Source organism: Parapedobacter defluvii (assembly GCF_014642075.1).
GTDB lineage: Bacteria > Bacteroidota > Bacteroidia > Sphingobacteriales > Sphingobacteriaceae > Parapedobacter > Parapedobacter defluvii.
On sequence record NZ_BMIK01000003.1, the window covers coordinates 250,819 to 269,965 of the forward strand.

At 50.0% G+C, this 19,147-nt stretch carries 12 protein-coding genes; 1 reads left to right on the forward strand and 11 read right to left on the reverse strand.

Translation table 11 applies throughout. From position 1 onward, the window contains the following. Positions 1-3 precede the first annotated feature (3 nt). From IEX60_RS07500 to IEX60_RS07520, 5 genes are all read right to left on the reverse strand, one after another. Positions 4-1,530, reverse strand: coding sequence for a RagB/SusD family nutrient uptake outer membrane protein (locus IEX60_RS07500; RefSeq protein ID WP_188749084.1), 1,527 nt, complete (start codon positions 1,528-1,530; stop codon positions 4-6). Positions 1,531-1,563: 33 nt separating this feature from the next. Further along, positions 1,564-4,632, reverse strand: coding sequence for a SusC/RagA family TonB-linked outer membrane protein (locus IEX60_RS07505; protein WP_188749086.1), 3,069 nt, complete (start codon positions 4,630-4,632; stop codon positions 1,564-1,566). 33 nt (positions 4,633-4,665) lie between these two features. After that, entirely contained in the window at positions 4,666-5,985 is a 1,320-nt protein-coding gene (locus IEX60_RS07510; protein WP_188749089.1) for a RagB/SusD family nutrient uptake outer membrane protein, read from the reverse strand. Position 5,986: 1 nt separating this feature from the next. Then, a complete protein-coding gene (locus IEX60_RS07515; protein ID WP_188749091.1) occupies positions 5,987-8,392 on the reverse strand; it encodes a TonB-dependent receptor plug domain-containing protein in 2,406 nt (801 codons plus the stop codon). 306 nt (positions 8,393-8,698) lie between these two features. After that, positions 8,699-9,271, reverse strand: coding sequence for a helix-turn-helix domain-containing protein (locus IEX60_RS07520; RefSeq protein WP_188749092.1), 573 nt, complete (start codon positions 9,269-9,271; stop codon positions 8,699-8,701). 388 nt (positions 9,272-9,659) lie between these two features. On the opposite strand from IEX60_RS07520, the gene IEX60_RS07525 reads away from it, so the two are divergent. Continuing rightward, positions 9,660-13,046, forward strand: coding sequence for a HEAT repeat domain-containing protein (locus tag IEX60_RS07525; protein WP_188749094.1), 3,387 nt, complete (start codon positions 9,660-9,662; stop codon positions 13,044-13,046). Here IEX60_RS07525 and IEX60_RS07530 read toward each other — a convergent pair. The 6 genes from IEX60_RS07530 to IEX60_RS07555 all read right to left on the reverse strand — a co-directional run bounded on the left by IEX60_RS07530 (position 13,043) and on the right by IEX60_RS07555 (position 19,060). Further along, positions 13,043-13,642: a hypothetical protein gene (locus IEX60_RS07530; protein WP_188749096.1), complete on the reverse strand. Its 600-nt coding sequence runs from the start codon at positions 13,640-13,642 to the stop codon at positions 13,043-13,045. The genes IEX60_RS07525 and IEX60_RS07530 overlap by 4 nt on opposite strands. Before the next feature lie 79 nt (positions 13,643-13,721). Next, a complete protein-coding gene (pgl, locus tag IEX60_RS07535) occupies positions 13,722-14,438 on the reverse strand; it encodes a 6-phosphogluconolactonase (RefSeq protein ID WP_188749098.1) in 717 nt (238 codons plus the stop codon). Positions 14,439-14,469: 31 nt separating this feature from the next. Further along, the gene (gene zwf / locus IEX60_RS07540) at positions 14,470-15,972 is read right to left on the reverse strand and encodes a glucose-6-phosphate dehydrogenase (protein ID WP_188749100.1); all 1,503 of its coding nucleotides are present in this window, start codon (positions 15,970-15,972) and stop codon (positions 14,470-14,472) included. 45 nt (positions 15,973-16,017) lie between these two features. Then, entirely contained in the window at positions 16,018-16,479 is a 462-nt protein-coding gene (locus IEX60_RS07545) for an RpiB/LacA/LacB family sugar-phosphate isomerase (protein WP_229717465.1), read from the reverse strand. Between the two features lie 140 nt (positions 16,480-16,619). After that, the gene (locus IEX60_RS07550) at positions 16,620-17,885 is read right to left on the reverse strand and encodes a glycoside hydrolase family 99 protein (RefSeq protein WP_188749102.1); all 1,266 of its coding nucleotides are present in this window, start codon (positions 17,883-17,885) and stop codon (positions 16,620-16,622) included. A 5-nt stretch (positions 17,886-17,890) separates the two neighbouring features. Beyond that, positions 17,891-19,060 carry a hypothetical protein gene (locus IEX60_RS07555; RefSeq protein ID WP_188749104.1) on the reverse strand — a complete coding sequence of 390 codons (1,170 nt, stop codon included), beginning with the start codon at positions 19,058-19,060 and terminating at the stop codon, positions 17,891-17,893. Positions 19,061-19,147 lie beyond the last annotated feature (87 nt).

A 19,147-nucleotide genomic window follows, 5' to 3' on the forward strand; every position in this document is an offset into this window, starting at 1 on the left:
ATGCTATTGATTAAATTGCCAATACTCCGTCTGTGTCATATTTGGGTTGTTTGCAAAAGCTTCTCTGCTAACCGGAACGAAGCCTGCTCCGATCTGCTCGTCGGCTTCACTGATGTATGGATTGAATTCGTGCAACCGACCCAAACGGACCAAGTCATATACCCGGTGATATTCGCCGATCAGTTCCCGGCGGCGCTCCTCCAGCACTTCTTCGATCACGAGCGGTTGATCAATCCGGTCGAATGTGCCAAGGCCGGCGCGTTGGCGAATCGCATTTAAGTTGGCTAATGCATCGGGAATCCGGTTCAGTCTTGCATCGGCCTCGGCCTTCAGCAACAGTACATCGGCATACCGGAAAACGGGAATCGGCGCATCCATACGACTATACGACAAGTTTTTGGGCTTCCTGAATTTGGCAAACATGATCTCCCGTTCTCCATTCTGCAACGGATCTGCAAGGATGGGCCGCAACTCCGTGCCACTCACGGAGAAATCGACGCTCTCGAAGAACGCCGCTACCCGCTTGTCCGAGCGGTCGCGCGCATAGTCGGGATAAATCTGTAAGATACGCTCCCTCGGCACAGCCAGGGTCAAATTAGTCCGGTCTGTATAGGGATTGGTCAGATAATAAGTCATGATATGACCATAGTAATCCGAAAATTCGCCCTTGCTTTCGTCATAGTACAGGTGAAAAATAGTTTCATCCGAATTCCCGGTATCGAACAATGCACGGAACTCATCGACGGCCACCAACCGGAAGACTTTCGAATCGATCACCTCCTGGAGCGTATTAGACGCCTCTTCATATTCTTTCAGCCACATGTGTGCATGTGCCTTTAACGTCAACGCGGCTCCCTTGGTTCCTCTGGACATTACAGTTTTCCGGGTACCTTCATATTCCCAGGGGAGATCCTCGGCTGCGGCGGCTGCTTCTTCAACGACCATGTGCATCACTGCATCAAGGGGCTCGCGTCCCAAAGGTTCCACATTGCGGGCCGTCAGGTTGATTGGCACGTCTCCCCACACGCGGGCGGCGTAAAAATGGGCCATGGCCCGCAGGAACCGTGCCTCCGCCAGCAACTGCTTTTTACGCGCTTCCGGGAAATTTTCGGTTATTTTCGGCAACTCCTCCAAGGCAAGATTGCATTGCTCGATCGTCCGGTAAAACAACCGCCAATTGGTCAGCGGTTCCAGCTCTGTACGTTGGATTAGCCGATTTTCAAACGTAGCCTGCCAATCACCGTCATTATTTGGTGTAATCCAGTCACCCGAACGGCCATCGCCCCAGAAATAATGGTCTCCCCACGCACCGTTGCGTGTAGTGGCGGGGGTATCGTCTTTCGTAAGTCCCGCCAATGCCCTGCGGAAAATGGCAAATGCCGCCGCCAGTGCGCCCTCGGCGTCACTTCCGTTTTGCCACGCTTGGTCTTCAGTCACCGTATTCAGCGGCAGTTCATCCAGCCAATTCTGGCAGCTTCCGGTCATCAATACCAACCCGGCCAAGCATACAATCAATTGTCTTCGTCTCATTTTTTTGATTTTCTTTAATACCCCTCGAAATTTTTACAATCCAAATGAAATCCCGAACAGCACCATCCTGCGCATCGGATAACCCGAAGAGTTGTCAAATCCATCGACGGTCATCAGTTCGGCATCGGGGCCGCTATACCGCTGGAACGTGACGATGTTATCCACTGTGCAGTACACACGTGCTCTATCAACCGGGATGCGCCCAAGGAGCTTTTTGTCTAGGCGATAAGACAGTGTGGCCGTTTTTATTTTGAAGTACGAGCCATCCTCAATGTACTCCGAATCATACCTGACGATCTGGGAGGCATCATTCCAGGGGTTCAATGTCGGATAAGTTGCAATGTCGCCGCTTTTTTCCCAGATGGCGTAATTATCAAAATTGGGAAGCGATCCGTTACCGGCGAATTCCTTACCCAGGCTAAGCCTATCCAATAGTTCGGTGTTGATTACGTCGCGTCCGATCATAAATGCTGAAATGACGCTCAGGCCAAAATTCTTATACGTAAAATCGTTGGTCCACCCACCGGTCCACTTCGGATTCGGGTCACCGGCATAAATACGGTCCTGCACGTCGATCATATAGTCGCCATTCTGGTCCCTGAAGTTCCGGTCACCTACGGCCAACTTCTTGTTCTGAAGACCTACTAGCCGCCGTCCGGTATTCGGATTCACCGGGATTTCATGTTCCGTTTGATAAATGCCCTGTGATTCGTAGAAAAAGAAGCCATTGAGGGGTGTTCCTACCCGGATGATGGAACCGAAGTCCTGCCCCGATGTACTGGTCTTGACGATATCGGCATTTCCGTCGGGGAGTCCCACCACCCGGTTTTGGTTGTAGGCAAAATTGAGTCCCATATTCCACTGGAAGCTCGATTGTCTTCCAAAGTTGGTATTTACGGTAAATTCCAGGCCACGGTTAAGCACGTCGGCCGCATTCCGGTATACTTCGTTGTAACCCGAGGTGGTAGGCAGGGCTGTGGTGAGCAAGAGTCCCTTGGTCAATTTCTCGTAGGCGTCAAATACAAACCCGATCTTGCCCTTAAACAACGACAGGTCCACGCCGATATTCGTCATCTGGCTTTTTACCCAGGTCAGGTTCTCGTTTTTAAAGCCGTCGTACCAGGTAGGGGTAAAGCCGGCTACCCCGCCATAGGTAATTTCCAGTAAGGAGCTATATTGGTCGAGCGAACCGCCGTCCATCACGCCCAGTGCCAGGTAATTATTATCCCAGGTGGTGCCTGAAATGCCGTAGCTGCCTCTCAGTTTACCACTTTCCAGCCAATCTGAACCGGCAAACAGGGCTTCATCAGAAAAATTCCATCCGGCCGATACGGAGGGGAATATTCCCCAGCGGTTTGCCTGACCGAACTTGGACGAGCCGTCTGCACGAAGCGATGCGCCGAACAGGTACCGCTGCTTGTAGGCGTAGTCCAGACGGCTAAAGTAAGACAAGAGCGTCGAGGCCGTATAATCACTGGAGCCAATGCTATTGTCGCCCGACCAATTGACTGCGTGCGAAAGGGTAGGTACAGCCGCCACGCTATTGACCTTCGTGATTTTTGACTCGATCTTTTCAGCGCTTTGACCGACCAGCAAACTGATGCTATGATCGTCGCCAAACTTAGGTGCATATGTCAATGTATTTTGAAATAGCAGGTTGGCGTTTTCTCCCACACCGCTATTATTTGACGCCCGCAGGGTACGCCTGGATTCGCTGTACGAATCCTGCATGGACCGGGTGTACTCCAGACTTAAACTGACTTTGTAGGTCAGGTCGTTCAAGATTTTCAGGGTGATATCCGGGCTGAACCGGATCCGGTCGTTGACATTGGCGTTGTATCCTACCCCATAAACATCGGCACCTTTCACCAGCGGACTGTTTGGTAGCGGCAACAAGGTTGAGTAGTTACTTGAAAGCACATCTGGATTCCGGCTTTGGTCCGTCCGCGACAGGGCTAGGGTATTATTGATTACTAACCGGCTATTCAACGCGTTGAAGCTGGTATTGGTCATCGCACTGTACCGTTTGAACCCGGTATTGAATAGAATTCCTTCGTTGTCCATGTATCCCAGGCTCACGCTGTACTGCCCGAAGTCACCCGCTCCACGGATGGATCCATTATAATCCTGTGTCAGCGACGTGTTATACAGGTAGTCCTGCCAATCGGATGAATTTTTGTAAAATGGATTGGTCACATCGGTATACATGCTCGGTGCGGAAACACCGTAGGGCGCATACAGTTCATACAGCCGCAATACCTGGTCACGTTCCTTCACCCCACCGGCTACATCGCGCAGTTGCGGTACGAGGTTTACGCCGTTGCGCACATTGAAATCAATCTGGGGCTTTCCGCGCTTCCCTTTCCGGGTGGTGACCAGGATAACCCCGTTGGCCGCGCGGGATCCGTAAATTGCAGCGGCCGATGCGTCTTTCAATACGACCACCTCTTCGATATCACTGGGGTTCAGATCGGCAAGTACGTTTGTACTCGTAATCGCAAATTCATCACTGGACCGCGAGATGATGGGCACACCATCCACCACATACAGCGGTTCCGATACCGCCGAGGCGTCGTCGCGGCTCACGGCTGCCAATCCACGGATGATGATCGTGGGTGTTGCGCCAGGCTCACCGGAATTCAGCTGGATATTGACCCCTGCAACCCGTCCCTGCAACATCGATTCAAACGACTCGGCCACCTGCCCTTCGGTCAGCTGTTCCATCTGCACCGTCGCTACCGACCCGGTGACCTCCTGCTTTTTCTGTGAGCCATAGCCCACTACGACGACATCGTCCAGCAACTGGCTGTCCGGCTCTAGCCGGACGGCGAGATCCGTCGCATTGTTAAATGTCACTTCCCGGGTCTTATAGCCGATAAACGAATAGACCAATACGTCTCCGGCCCTGAGCCGAAGCCTAAATGTTCCGGTTTCGTCGGTTACCGTTGCCTGGCTTGTGCCCTTAACCTTGATTGTAACGCCCCCAATGGGAGCTCCCTGCGGATCACTCACTGTTCCCGTCCGAAGCTCCTGGCTCCAGACCAGTGCCGGTAACAAGACCACTGCGAAGAAGAAACCAAGCCGCGTTATTATTGTCTTCATTGGATCAAATTTTTCACTATTCAGTTGTGTTGATTATTCATGTGACCAGTAGGAATGTTGGGTCAATCCGTTTCCGTTGAGGCTTCGTTGGGCGAGCGGCCAATAAGCCGCGCCATTTTGGATATCGGCCTCCGAAAAAACAGGGAGATAGGCACTGACCTTGTTAAATCGCTTCAAGTCAAAGAAGCGTTGTCCGCTTCCGATCAGGATCCGTTGCCGTTCGCGCAGCAGTGCATCCGCAAACTCCCCCTCGCCCAGTTCACTATAGTCTTCCGTTGCCCCATCGGCGGCTTCCATCAGCCGGATTCTGGCTTCCTCCAACTTACCGGTTTTCCAAGCCGCCTCGGCCAACAGCAGGTAGCATTCATTTTTCGTCAACAGATCGAGGCGCTCCTGGTCTCTGACAATAAATGTCGCTTTCTTTTCATCGGCCGATAGGCGGAATAAGGTTCCCTGCCTTGCATCACCTGCTGGATAAATAGCAGCCAGGTTGGCTGCGGATATACTGACCATGCTGCTACCCAGTGGGTCCTCTGTGATGTTTTCCCGCTCATCTTTGCCCATCGCTAGACCAAAGTCCGACAGACTGTCTGCCCGCTCTTCGATCGCCAGGCCGGCCATCACTTCGTATGCCTCTACGTCGTTGTCAAGCCATAAATTTTCCTGCGTTAACAAGATTGCGGCCGCTGTTTTATTAAACCTTACCGCAGTAACCGCGGCGCTTTCAATTTGGTCATCGTTAAGTAGCATCCAGGGCAACAACCCGTACGCCTCGCGGGCAAATCCTGCTGCGCGTTCAACCGCCGATGTCTCATCCATTGGCTGACCGAAATCGGACTTCTCAGCCGACGGAACGATGCCCCAGATCCGGGCAATGTAAAAGTAAGCCATCGATTTAAGCGCCAAGGCTTCTCCTTTAAACAGGTTATAGTGGTAAGTCGACAATACGTCACTGTTCACCTCATCGATCAGGCGCAATACTTCGTTGGCATCGTATACGACATCGTAGAAATATTCCCAATCCGCTAGCCGGGCAAGCTGCCGGTCGGCAACGGTCAGTTGCTGGTTGGCCACCATCGGGTAATAAGCCACCTCAACCTGCAACTCCCCTGCCCTGGCTTCGCCGTACATCAACCAAGCATGGTTGGTCAGCAGCGCCCGTCGCAGATCAACATAACCGCCGATGACCGCTTGCTCGACCCGTTGGGTCGACGTATAGTATCCCTCAGCGACCGTGCGATTATCCAATTCATCCAGTGTCAGGTAATCACTGCACGAAGCCAGTGTTCCTAACAAGAGCAGCCCAATCGGCCAATACGTTATACGTTGTTTCGTTTTGTTCATCATATTCATCTTAAAGCACCAGTTTTAAACCCAATACAACCGATGACGGCAGCGGCATACCTGTGCTGGAAAGGTCGATACGCCGGATACCGGTTATGTTTTCTTCCGGATTAAATCCACTATAGGTACTCCATGTCAACAGGTTGTCTCCCCGCACGAATAGTTCGGCCTGCCGAATAGGTAAGCCACGAAGGAGGGATTGCAATTGATACGACACCACGGCTCTGCTCAACCGGATGAAACTGCCGTCTTCAATGGACCGGATGCCTTGATAGACGGTGTTGCCCCCGGCATCCTCCTCCACAAAATAATACGGTGTCTCCGCGGTTTTCAAGGGGAAGACACCATCTACCTGCGATGCCGTATAACGACTGGAAAACGATTCGGCTGCTACGTCTGCATTCAGCGCATAGTTGATTCCAACGCCCAATGTAAATCCTTTGTACCTGAACGTGTTGGTGAGCCCGCCGAACAGACTGGCTTCGCTATTGCCGATCACTTTGGCCTGCTGTCCTTCCGTTGCAATAATCGATGTAAGGGCATCTCCGGATTTCAGTGCTTGCAGGTATGCAAAACTTGTATTTCCAAGATCTTCCGGCAAGGCTTCTACGGTGTTGCGGTAGGATGCCAGGTTGATATTGGCGGTCCATTGGAATCGATCGTTTTGGATCAGGTTACCATCCAGCTCCACTTCCACCCCCGATAAGGCCAGTTTCCCGCCGGTTTCGTACCGGTAGTCCAGGCCATGTATGTTGGATAGGTACCTCCGATAGGTAAAATCCGAATAACGCTTATCAAAGTAGTTGACAGACAAAACCAGTGCATCTTTAATCGCATAACTGATGCCGGCGTCAACTTGGAAAACATCGATACTTTTGGCATCCTCGAATGCCGCGTACAGCTTACCGATCCCCAGCTCATTGCCACTGAAATAGTCACCAAAGGCCGTCAATTCGCCCCGGTATACTTCCGGACGGGACAATATCCCCGTCTTACCCACCGAAGCACTAACGGTCAACGGCAATTCCAACGTGTTTTTAAAGCTATAACTTGCTCCCGCGGCCGGATAAAAGCCCCATTTCCGGTCATACAATGAACTTGCATCTGCACGCAATGCCGCATTCACTTTCAGGTCCTGGTTGAAATCAACATTCCACAAACCGTAGAAAGAAAGAAGGTTCTCCCGATCGTGACCCGACCAGGCATCGGTCTGACCAGCGTTATAACCGGTCACCACTTTTACGAAATTAGACCCTCCATACTCCAAACTCCGGCTCCCATCAACAGACGTGATGCGGTTGTCCAGAGTCCGTACCTCATTACCCAACGTCATGGAAAGCCCCAACCGATCGGAAAAACGGTGCCGATAGTTTACTGTCGTGTTGACGGAAATCAACTGCCGTTTTACGGCGGCACTAGCCGCGCGGACAGATCCGTCCAAAACGTCTGAAGGGATAAAGAAATCACGTTTAGCACCTTCGTAGGATATGCCCGCCAAGGACGAAACAGACCACGCAGGAGCCAGCTGATAGCTTAAATGCAGCGAGGAAAGCTGAGCCGTATTTTTATTGTCGTCCATAAAAAACGCCTCATCCCTCAGTACCGGCCGAGGTAGCCCGCGTTCGTATTCGCCGGCGTAGCGACCCTTCCGGTTCGCTAATGTCAAATTGCTGTAAAACTGAGCTTTAAGCTGATTGGAAATGTGATAGGTAGCGTTTAGAAACAAAGATTGCTGGGTAAACTTTGTCTCCGCTGCGGCACCGTTATCCTGGTAATTCGTAACCCCAAACAAATACGATCCGAAGTCTCCGCCACCGTCAATGATGGCCTGTTGGCTGTGTGTGATTTCCCGCCGGTATACTTCCCGTCGTGCCGTTGTGTTGAAATCGTAGAACGCGTCCGTCCGATAGTTGAAATCATTTAAGTAATTGGTCCCGGCAAATGCGGATGCCGTTACGTTTAATGGTCCGGTATGCCCTTCTTTCAGCACGATGTTGATGGCACCATTTGCCGCCAATACACCATAAGCCGCCAGTTGATCGATCGATTTGATGATTTCAATGCGTTCAATTTGATCCGGTGTGTAATAACTCAACGGATTAATCGCCGTCACGCTGGAAGGACTCGCAACGATTGGTACGCCGTTGACCATCATCATCGGCATCGTTGACTCGTCGGTCGGATCCATACTCAGTCCGCGAAGATTGAGGGTTGATTGTATACCTGCCTCGCCTGACCAACTTTTCACACGAAGACCGGCCGTACTGCCCTGTAAAAGATTTTCTACCCCATTCCGCACCGGCCACAGCACACTGTCTACCTGGACGACCTCTTGTGCATCAACCTTCATCAAGCCTGCGGGAAGCACAATGACGCTGAAAATCGTTTTCCAAAAGAATTTTGGGAATAATTCCATAATACTAATACCAAAGGTTACTCAATGGGATAATTGCTACATGGGGTTTTATTGCCGTGAAGCGGCCCCGTTTTTTCGTTAATAAATAATTCATATGTATCCGCCAATCGTTTACAAATATTAATCGTATCGATACTTAACTACCAAAGTACCATTGTCTTGTTTAGAAAAGTTAAGCAATACTAAACAATGTTTATTAAGTCAATAAACCCGGAAAATTAAAAAATCATTAAACCGGCATCGCCGGTTGAGGTCCTGAAATGCGGGAAAGGAAAGGTTTAAGGCGTTGGGGTTGTGCTTAGCTGGTTAATTTTCAAAGAAATAGATAACCAACATGACGGCATTGTAGGCTCCGATATTTTTAGGCGTATGTGGAATACGGCCGTCGAACAACATCGAGTCGCCAGCGCCTAACCGAATGTTTTCGTGTTCAAACTGGTACTCGATTTCGCCCGATAACACGTATTTGTATTCAAAGGCCTCGGTTTCCACCATGGGTCGTTTGGCATTCGGTTCAAGTTCAAGCAGGACAATATCCACCGTCGATTTTTCGATGTTCCGGGTAAATATCCGATGATACCGGAAGCCCAATGCCTGTTCTTTTTCAAAATAGTAATATTCATCCCGGCGTTTAACCAGAATGGTTTTTGTCGACTCCGCAGTATCAATTTCTTTGAAAAAAACATTTAGGTCGACGTCCAGGGCCTTGACAATTGCTATTAATACAATTAAGGACGGAACGGCCCGACTATTTTCAATCTGAGAAATCAGGCCTTTACTTACGGACGCACGCTCTGCGAGTTCCTGCACAGTAATTCCTTTGCTTTTTCTACGTTCTTTGATCTGATTCGCGATCTGTATGAGAATATCTTCTTTCATGTGCCTGCTCTTGGGCGCAAAGATATTTCATTTCCACCGAACACCAAATAAACCGTCGTCATATGAGTGCACAACAGATTTCCATTTTTCATTTTTTCTCGCAAAGGCGCAGAGCCGCGAAGTGACTTTCTTAGCGTCTTAGCGAGAAACTATTTTAAGCCGCAAGGCTCGCTTCGCGAGCAACAACGGATTTTTCGTTACCTGCTTGTTTTTAGCGGTACTCAAGCTTGCTTCACAGGTACCTTCGGTGAGCACTTCCTTTGGTTTTACTTCGTAGAACCTTTCAGGATTTTGTCGTATTGTAAAAATCACATTAACTATTCGCTCATTTCCCGATCATCCTTATATTAGCGACGCTATCCAAAGAAATGTTAAGACCACAATTGTTATGAACAAAATCGCCGTTATCTTTTTTGCAGCAACCTTGGCATGGGCATGTAAAAACCAAACGTCCCACCTTCCTGTTAAGGAGATGGATCCAGCCCGTACCGCTGAGCTTGCGCGGGCGATCGAAACCCAAATCAGCCCCGAATTGGACAGCGGCCTTACCCTGAAACTGTGGGGTATTGATTCCTTGGTCATTTCGCCGATTGCAATTGATGTAGACGATCACGGCCGATTGTTTTATACCACCACAGACCGGCAGAAAAATTCTGAATTTGACATCCGGGGCCACCGCGATTGGGAAATACCTTCCATTAGCCTGCAAACTGTAGAAGATCGCCGGAATTTTCTGCGCCACGAATTATCTCCCGAAAACAGCAACCGCAATACCTGGCTTGCCGACCTCAATGGCGATGGCTCGCACGATTGGCGCGACCTTACCGTGGAACGGGAGAAAGTATACCGGGTGGAGGATCTTTCTGGGGATGGGGTGGCCGACCGTTCGCAACTGGTGGTGGATGATTTCCACGAGGAAGTGACCGATGTTGCCGGGGGTGTCTTTGCGGATGGAAGCGATCTTTACGTAACTGTAGCCCCGGACCTGTGGCGGCTCACGGATAAAAATGGGGACGGCATCCCCGATGAAAAGGAATCCATTTCACATGGTTATGGCATACACGTTGGTTTTTCCGGCCACGGCATGTCCGGTGTAAAGATGGGGCCCGATGGGCGCCTATACTGGCAAATCGGCGACATTGGTTTTAACGGAACCGGACCCGATGGGCAAAAATGGGAATATCCTAACTGCGGCGTCATTGCCCGTGCCAATCCCGATGGCAGCGATTTCGAGATTTTTGCCCATGGCCTGCGCAATACACACCAATTTGTGTTTGACGAATACGGGAACATCATCAGTGAAGACAACGACGGAGATCATCCCGGTGAAAAAGAACGCTTGGTTTATATCGTCAATGGCTCGGACGCTGGCTGGCGCAGCAACTGGCAATATGGCAAATACCGTGATCCCGATAATAACAGCTATAAAGTTTGGATGGATGAACGGATGTATCTTCCCCGCTTTGAGGGACAAGCTGCCTACATCACGCCGTGTATCAATAATTTTGTAAGCGGGCCTACCGGACTGGTTTATAATCCCGGAACGGCACTCAGCCCTAACTACAAAAACACCTTCCTGATTGCCGAATTTGTCGGAAGCCCTTCCAACTCCGGGATTCACAGTTTCAAACTGAAGCCCAAAGGCGCTACATTCGAATTGGGCGAACATAAAAAGATTTTAGGCGGTATATTGGCCACCGGCCTGGACTTCGGACCGGACGGTTCGCTGTATGTGGCCGATTGGATAGATGGATGGGACACACACAATTATGGCCGTATCTGGAAGATGGACGACGAAAGCGGTGCTTCAGCTGCCATCCGCGAAGAAGTAAAAAGCCTGTTAGCGATAGACTTTGCCGAAAAGGATGATACCGAGTTGGGCAACCTTCTTGGGCATGACGATATGCGTATCCGGCAAAAAGCCCAATTTGCGCTCGCAAAACGAGGAAAAAAAGGATTGGAAATCTTCAAACAGGCACTGACACAGGCCGACCATCAATTGGCCCGTGTGCACGCGATCTGGGGAATCAGCCAACTGGCACGGACAGACATGCAATATGCCAGCTTGCTGCTGCCACTGCTCAAAGATGCCGATCCGGAGATACGCGCCCAAGCCGCCAAGTGGCTGGGTGATATGCGTTATGCTGCTGCCGGAGAAGAGCTCTTACCTTTGTTAAGCGACGAAAATAGCCGGGGGCGATTTTTTGCGGCCGAGGCCTTGGGACGAATTCAATATGGACCTGCCATTGCCCCCATCATCGCCATGCTGGAAGCAAATAACGACGAGGACGCCTTTTTACGTCATGCCGGTACGCTGGCATTGGCACGTATCGGCAAACCGGAGCCCATCGTTGCGCTGGCAGGTAATTCTTCCCGGGCGCTACGCATCGCCGCTGTCGTGACATTACGACGCATGAGCGATCCCGGCATTGCCCGTTTTCTCAACGATTCCGATGAATTCGTTGTAACGGAAGCCGCACGCGCGATTAATGACGATCTGTCTATCAAAGATGCTTTGCCTGCGCTCGCCGATTTACTAGGCAAAACTCCGTATACCAATGAAGCGCTGATCCGCAGGGCAATTAATGCCAATCTCCGGGTAGGTCAGCCTGACAACTTGCAACATCTTATTCAATATGCACAAGGGAATGCCCATCCGGCCACCATGCGTAAGGAAGCACTGGATGCCATCAGCACCTGGGCAAAGCCTTCCGTGGTAGATCGCGTGGACGGGCGCTACAGAGGTCCCATTGAACGGGACATGAACGCGTTACGGGAACAAACTGCCGATGTCTTCACCCGACTGCTCACGGATGCCGAATTGAGCGTCAAATTGAGTGCCGCCAAGGCCATCGGTAAACTCCAAATCCGTCAAGCGGCTGATGAACTGGCGGCTGGCCTACAACAGGACCGGGAGGCATCCATGCGGGTGGAGTGCCTGAAAGCGCTTGTGGCACTTGAAGCCCCACAACAGGAACAGGCAATTAAATGGGCTCTTGCCGACCGTGAGAAAGCCGTACGTGTGGCCGGTTTGGACTTATTGGAAAACATGACGATTTCCAAACCTGTGATGGTGGACTTATTAACCAACGTCATTGCGACCAAAACAACGGAGGAAAAACAAGCCGCAATTCTTACCTTGGGTAAAATGCCCCTTGAAAACTCCCAAACCACGTTCAGTAGCTTGTTGGATCAAATGGAAAAGGGTCAGCTGAGCCGCGATGTTTCCCTGGAATTGGGTGAAGCCATAGACAGTACCCACTCCGAAGCGCTGATGGCACGTTATGCTTCTGTTAGTCAGCATTTCTCTCCCGATGAGCTGCTGGCATCCTATGCGAGCAGCCTCCAGGGTGGTAATCCGGAGCGGGGACGGACGATTTTCTTCCAGCATCCCCAGGCACAATGCATGAGATGCCACTCGTACGACGATCGCGGAGGTAATGCGGGTCCGCGTCTCAACGGGGTTGCAAACCGTCTGACACATGAGCAGCTGCTTGAGTCAATTATCGATCCTGGCCGCCGCATCGCACCGGGATTTGGTGTGGTTGTGCTGGAACTAAACGATGGACAAACCCTATCCGGCATCTTCCAAGGTGAGGATGAGCGCGGTGTAAAAATCCGGAAGGGGCAGGGGCCCGATCAGCTAATTCCGCAAAACCAAATTCAAAAGAAAACCTTTTCTCCATCAAGCATGCTCGATATGAAAACTATTCTTTCGAAACGTGAAATCCGTGATGTGGTAAGCTTTTTAGCTACCCTTACGGCAGACGATTAACTGTAGCGAATACCGGCTTTGCTCTCTTTTCCTTTGATTTTTCCGGTTTTCAACAAGTGATTCAGCCGGAAAGCCACCACTTTTCTGAGTTTGGAAAGCCCATAATCAGGTTCCAAACCGTTGAGGTATTCAATCAGTTCTTCTTTAGTGCTGTTGCGTTTTTGACCCAATGCATAACGGATTTTTTCGTCCATCGTACTAGTTGGATCGAAAGCAGGAGCATGTGACTTTTTCTCCTCTTCCACAACAGCCGGAACAGTGGTCACCGCAGAAGCGCTCGCGGGCTTACTTGCAACGCGTGGTTTGCGGATCTTTTTGGTATCGGGAACAGGAACAACTTCGGCAGCATCAATCGCGGCCGACTTCGAGACGCTTTTAACTCCGTCAATAGCTTCTGCTACCTTCTTTCGGATTGCCTTTACGGCCTTCTCGAGCTTCTTTTTATTTTTCTTTTTGCCCTTCTTATCAGACGGCTTTTCTTCGACATCAATTGAACTCAATACTTTTTCTACCTCCGCTAACTCCTTCTTCAGTGATTTCTTTCGCTCTTGAAGGTAGGTGAGTATTTCGCTGTTTGAAACTTTTGACTTCGCCATATTATTTACAATTGCTTTTGTCAAAAGTATTCATTTTTAACTAAATAAAAAATCTGCAAATACGAAATAGGTGCTCGTACTAAATCTTCTCCGCCGCAGCTTCATCCACAAACCAGGTGATCCGATCGCCTGTAGTAGGAAGGAGTTGAGCGGGATACTGTTCAGCATTCCGTTCACCCCGTAAAACTTCATATAATGCATTCGCTTTATTTGCGCCATAGGCAATGACAATGATCTGATTTGCCCGGTTGACCAACGGCACGGTGAGCGTGATGCGGTACATATCCTGGGCATTCAGGTAATAGGCCGCCACCCATTTGTCGTATTCATGCAGTACCCCTGTATGTGGAAACCAAGATGCCGTGTGACCGTCAGCCCCCATACCCAACAAAACCAGGTCAAAACTCCCCTCGGAAGAAAGATGCAGCCGTAACAATTGCTCATATTCCCTCGCAAAGTCATCAGGAGAGATGCCATCGGCCCACATAGGAAAAATCTGAGATTGAGGGATAGGAACATGCGACAGCAGCGTTTCGAAAGCCATCTGTGCATTGCTCCGCTCATCATCAAGTGGCACCCAGCGTTCGTCGCCCCAAAAAATGTAAACCTGTTCCCACCGTACCTGGTCGCGATAAGGCGACGAAGCCAATAACCGATATAAACCAGCGGGAGAAGTCCCTCCGGTGAGTGCCACGGTAAAACGGCCGTGTTGTGCGATGGCAGTTTGCGCGGCCCTCACAAAAAGTTCTGCGGCTTCGGTATTCAGTTGTTGTAAATCGTTGAATTTTCTAACCATTTTTTCTTTTTTGCAAATCAGCAATATCTATCTACGTATGCAGATTCAACGCCCAGATATGTCCCTGACGGGCAATTAACGCCTCGGCGCTTTCAGGCCCCCAGGATCCGGCGGCATAATTGGGAAAATCCAGCGAATCTCTGCTTTCCCAGGTCTCCAATATGGGGGTAATTACATCCCACGCTTCTTCCACCTGGTCCGATCGCATATACAAGGTGGTATCACCCCGCATCGCGTCCAATAGGAGCGTCTCATAGGCTTCCGGTGTCTGGGTTGAACAGGTATCGTAGTTAAATACCATTTCCGCTGGATTGAGGCTCATCTCCAGGCCCTGCTTTTTTGCGGTAAATCGCAGCCGGATATCCATCGTTGGCTGAATATTAATGGTTAACCGGTTAGGCATCAGGTTACCTGCCTGCGATGCGGAAAATGTCGAATGCGGCACCGGCCGGAACTGGATCGTGATGGACGATGTTTTTTCCTGCATCCGTTTGCCGGTACGCAAGTAAAAGGGCACACCCTGCCATCGCCAATTGTCGATATAAAGCTGTACCGCCGCGTAAGTTTCAACATTTGAACGGGGATCCACTCCCTCCTCTTCGCGGTAACCGGGTACTTTCTTGCCATTGATCCAACCTGCACCATACTGCCCCCGCACGGCATATTTATGTACCTCTTCGTGCCGTAGCCGACGGATCGCCCGCATCACATCCACTTTCCGGTTGCGTATCTCCTCAGCCTGAAAGGAAATAGGTGGTTCCATGGCGACCATACACAGCACCTGCAACAGGTGGTTCTGGATCATGTCGCGTAAGGCACCTGAGTTTTCAAAATAACTTCCCCGGTCTTCCACCCCCACCTGCTCGGCCACGGTTATCTGGATGTAATCAATATAATTGCGGTTCCAAAGCGGTTCGAAGAGCGCATTGGCAAAGCGAAAAGCCAGAATATTCTGTACGGTTTCCTTGCCTAAATAGTGGTCTATGCGATAGATCTGCTCTTCCTGAAAGGTACGGCCCAGCAATTGATTGAGTGCTACGGCTGTCTGTTTATTATAACCAAAAGGCTTTTCAACGACGATACGGTCGGACGCCGGCACATTGGCCAATTTGTGTTTGCTGATGTTGAGAGTAGCCGTCTCAATAAACTGCGGAGCAATTGATAGGTAAAACAATCGATTAGCCCGTATTCCCCATTCCTTATCCAGCGCATCCAGTTTGGCTGCCAAACCTTTGTAGGCGGCCTCATCGTTAATGTTCGACTCAAAATAGGAAATGGTGGGCTTGAACTGATCCCATTGCCCATCATCAGGTTTCCCCTTGCGGGAAAATTCGACCAGCCCTTCATATAGGTGCCCCTTGTAATCTTCGTCGTTCAGCTTGGTTCTGCCGAGTCCAATGATCGCAAACTTCTCGGGCATCCACCCGTCGATAGATAGATTGTAAAAAGCGGGTATCAGTTTTCGCTTGGTAAGGTCTCCTGTTCCGCCGAAAATCACGATAATTGTGGGGGATAGTTTTCTACTTGACTTCATTTTTGGTTTAAAACATGTTCTTCATTACGCTACCTGGCTGTTTCCTCATTGACCGGAGCGATTTTCCAATGCGATCACTTTTTGCAGACGTCGTTCAAAACGCTCGCCTCCATCGTAGTTAGCACGTAGAAATGCACTCACCAATTCCCAGATCAACATCGGCCCAATGACACGTCCACCCACACAAAGCAGGTTCATGTCATCGTGTTCTACGCCTTGATGAGCCGAATAGGTATCGGTGACGAGTGCTGCACGCACCCCTGGTATTTTATTGGCTGCAATGGACACACCTACGCCACTGCCGCACACTGCAATGCCGCGTACCACTTCTTTGTTGACTATTGCATTGGCCAACGGCACGATGATATCCGGATAATCGTCTGCCGGATCGTATTCTAACGCTCCGTAGTCATGCACGTCATAACCTGCTTCGACAAGCTGACGGATTAAATCGCGCTTATGATCAAAACCGGCATGATCGGCCGCAATACCTATTTTCATTGCCATACGGTATATCGATTAACTAGCAATTTGTCACCTTAAATCTGACATCAAATTAAAGGCGGGTCAAGTTAGCCAAAAAATCCATACCGTGTTTAACTGTTGTGTCAAAAATTGCAACAACGAAAACCGGCCGTGTAAAGTGTTTATCGCTGGGGCCGCTTTATACCATATCCTTCGTTCCCGCGAATCCACGCTCCTGCCTGACCAGCAAGCCACAAATAATGATCGGTAGGTAAATCGTCTTCAATCCCGACAAAACGGAGTCCCTCGTTGCCATTGAGGGGTGTATCTTTTTCATTTGCCGTTTTAAAAATCGCTGTACCTTCGTCAATCTCATCAAACATCGCAATATAGAGCGATTTGGCTCCAGCCTGCTTCGCAGCAACCACCTGTTGCCAGAAAAAGTCACCTTTCAATCGGGGAATCTGATGATATATCTTTGGATCGTGATGCATGTTGCCCCAGGTGAACCCGGCGAAGACCAATGGTACGTAATCCACGTCATTGGCGGCACACCAAGCAATGTCGTCGGCTACCACTGATGGTTTGAATGTCTCGCTATTGTAGCGCCCCACAGCCCATGGCATTACGATATCTGCTTTCTTGATGAGCGTATGCAACGCCGCGGAAGGTTCGGTGTCCCGGCCGAGGCTGCTCCAATAGTAGGGTACACCCAGCATGATGGAAACGTTATGCTCGGGCGACTTCAACCGATCGACCAGCCGATCCACGTCGGCGATGGTATAGCGCCTGCGGTCGTTGAATCCCACACCCCAGATGGTCATCATCGGTTTTCCCCGGTGCCAGAGGTAGGTAGGATTGACCGAAGGATCTGTCAACTGGAAGGTCTTCACCAGCTCTTTCCAATCGGCCTCCACCAATGCGATGTCTTCACCGCGGCAACCGCTCAGGTCATACATCACACTGATCGCCCTGCCATATTTCTTTGCTGCCTTCAGCGCATTTTCAAGCACTTTATTGAAATGCCTTTTCCCGGATGGGTTTTTGATTTCACCCACAAAACGCTGCATATGTACCCCATCGATGCCATATTCTTTCATCCACTTAAAATGCAGATCTACGCTTTCTTCGTCATACGGACTGTACAAATAAGCGTCCCGTCCATCTGCAAACTTAAATGGTGATTTATACGTCTTCGTATATTCGCGTATATCAGGCCAAAAATCCACATTGGTATTTCCCGGTTCAAAAACACCGCCCCTACCGCGGTAATGGTACCATCCCCGATTGGAATCATCCCCCTCCGCAGCAAACCACCCTTGGTAACCAGCCATCACCAATCCGGTATAGGATGAATAAATAGGTTTAGCTTCGTTCGTTGTTTTAGCAACCAGCCCCTGGAAAGCAACTAAAAGAGCCAGCATATTGATCAGAAATCCCTTCTTCATAACGTCTATTTATTGGGTTGAATGATTCGGTTATACAGTTCTTCGGCATGGTCTACACAGGCAACTGCCTGTATGACAGCATTCGGATTATCCACGGTCAACGGTTCGGCGGCGGTATAATTACGCATCCGGCATCCGAAGAGTGAAACGGTCAGCCGCTTGTCTCCCTTTACCCACAGAAAATCATACGACTTTTCAAGATTGGTGAGCGCGCCATTTCCCCCGGAGAATGCTTCCACATTTGAAATCGCTGTATGTCCCTGCCCTTCGATAATGATGGGGCGCGTTTCTTCCAGTGTATTTCCTGCATTGGCGATAATGGAACCCTGGGCAATCTGCCAATTCCGATTTTTGGTATTCGCACCCTCCTTATAAATGCCAACTGCAACACAATCCAAGTTGAAGTTGGTCAATTGGCCATAGCTTTCGCTGCCAAGATGGATGCCTCCCCAGGTGGCAAACGTAAACACATCCATTAATTGAGCGTTGTCGGTATGATTAACGCTATAGGCAAAGGTTTTGCGATCCACTACCGAATCAATAACTGCCTTCGAAAACCGGTAACCGATTTCGCGCATGATAGCCGGATTGACGTGGCAATGCAAAAACCGCGGGATATCGTAGCAGTAGTCAATGCGGATAAATTCGCCGCTCAACGGATATCCGTAGCAGTGTTCGATCAGGATCAACTCGCACTTGAATTTGGGATCGGCGTTGAAGTCCATGGCAACATATTCGCCATAAAATGTCAAATCCGACAATTTAACTCCCTGCGTGAATGCCGTTTTATTTAACTGTATGGTTGGTGGATAAGGGATGATCTTAGCGGGATCTTCAAGCTCTTGCTCAGAATACCAAAACTGGATACCTTCAATACGCGTACCGGATTCAACCACAATAAACGGCTGGCTGTCATCCGTAATGTTGAACACGCTGCCTACGGGTCGCTTGGCGTCCGGATGCCGGGTACCTCTCGGCGTGGGGCCATTGGCCCCCACCAGTGAAACATTTTTCTTTAAGATAATACCCCCTTCAATCGGGTACGGCACTTCCACGGGTTCGATATACAGCGCTGCCCCGCTGGCCGTTGCCCAGTCAATGGCTTTTTGCAGGTTTTGTGCATTCACAGAAGCCTCATTGGTAGGAAGCACCCCAAATTCCTGGATACTTTTCATTTGTGCCCTAGCAGTTGATAACACACCAACTGTCAAAAAGAACATAAGTACAAAACGTGTTTGTTTCATGGATCTGGTATTTGATTA

What these genes read in the sequence shown, in the direction of transcription:
- IEX60_RS07525 (WP_188749094.1), top strand. Translation starts at nt 9,660, where the DNA reads ATGAACAAAATCGCCGTTATCTTTTTTGCAGCAACCTTGGCATGGGCA.
- IEX60_RS07555 (WP_188749104.1), bottom strand. Translation starts at nt 19,060, where the DNA reads ATGAAAAGTATCCAGGAATTTGGGGTGCTTCCTACCAATGAGGCTTCT.
- IEX60_RS07530 (WP_188749096.1), bottom strand. Translation starts at nt 13,642, where the DNA reads ATGGCGAAGTCAAAAGTTTCAAACAGCGAAATACTCACCTACCTTCAA.
- IEX60_RS07515 (WP_188749091.1), bottom strand. Translation starts at nt 8,392, where the DNA reads ATGGAATTATTCCCAAAATTCTTTTGGAAAACGATTTTCAGCGTCATT.
- IEX60_RS07510 (WP_188749089.1), bottom strand. Translation starts at nt 5,985, where the DNA reads ATGAATATGATGAACAAAACGAAACAACGTATAACGTATTGGCCGATT.
- IEX60_RS07500 (WP_188749084.1), bottom strand. Translation starts at nt 1,530, where the DNA reads ATGAGACGAAGACAATTGATTGTATGCTTGGCCGGGTTGGTATTGATG.
- zwf (WP_188749100.1), bottom strand. Translation starts at nt 15,972, where the DNA reads ATGAAGTCAAGTAGAAAACTATCCCCCACAATTATCGTGATTTTCGGC.
- IEX60_RS07550 (WP_188749102.1), bottom strand. Translation starts at nt 17,885, where the DNA reads ATGAAGAAGGGATTTCTGATCAATATGCTGGCTCTTTTAGTTGCTTTC.
- pgl (WP_188749098.1), bottom strand. Translation starts at nt 14,438, where the DNA reads ATGGTTAGAAAATTCAACGATTTACAACAACTGAATACCGAAGCCGCA.
- IEX60_RS07520 (WP_188749092.1), bottom strand. Translation starts at nt 9,271, where the DNA reads ATGAAAGAAGATATTCTCATACAGATCGCGAATCAGATCAAAGAACGT.
- IEX60_RS07505 (WP_188749086.1), bottom strand. Translation starts at nt 4,632, where the DNA reads ATGAAGACAATAATAACGCGGCTTGGTTTCTTCTTCGCAGTGGTCTTG.
- IEX60_RS07545 (WP_229717465.1), bottom strand. Translation starts at nt 16,479, where the DNA reads ATGGCAATGAAAATAGGTATTGCGGCCGATCATGCCGGTTTTGATCAT.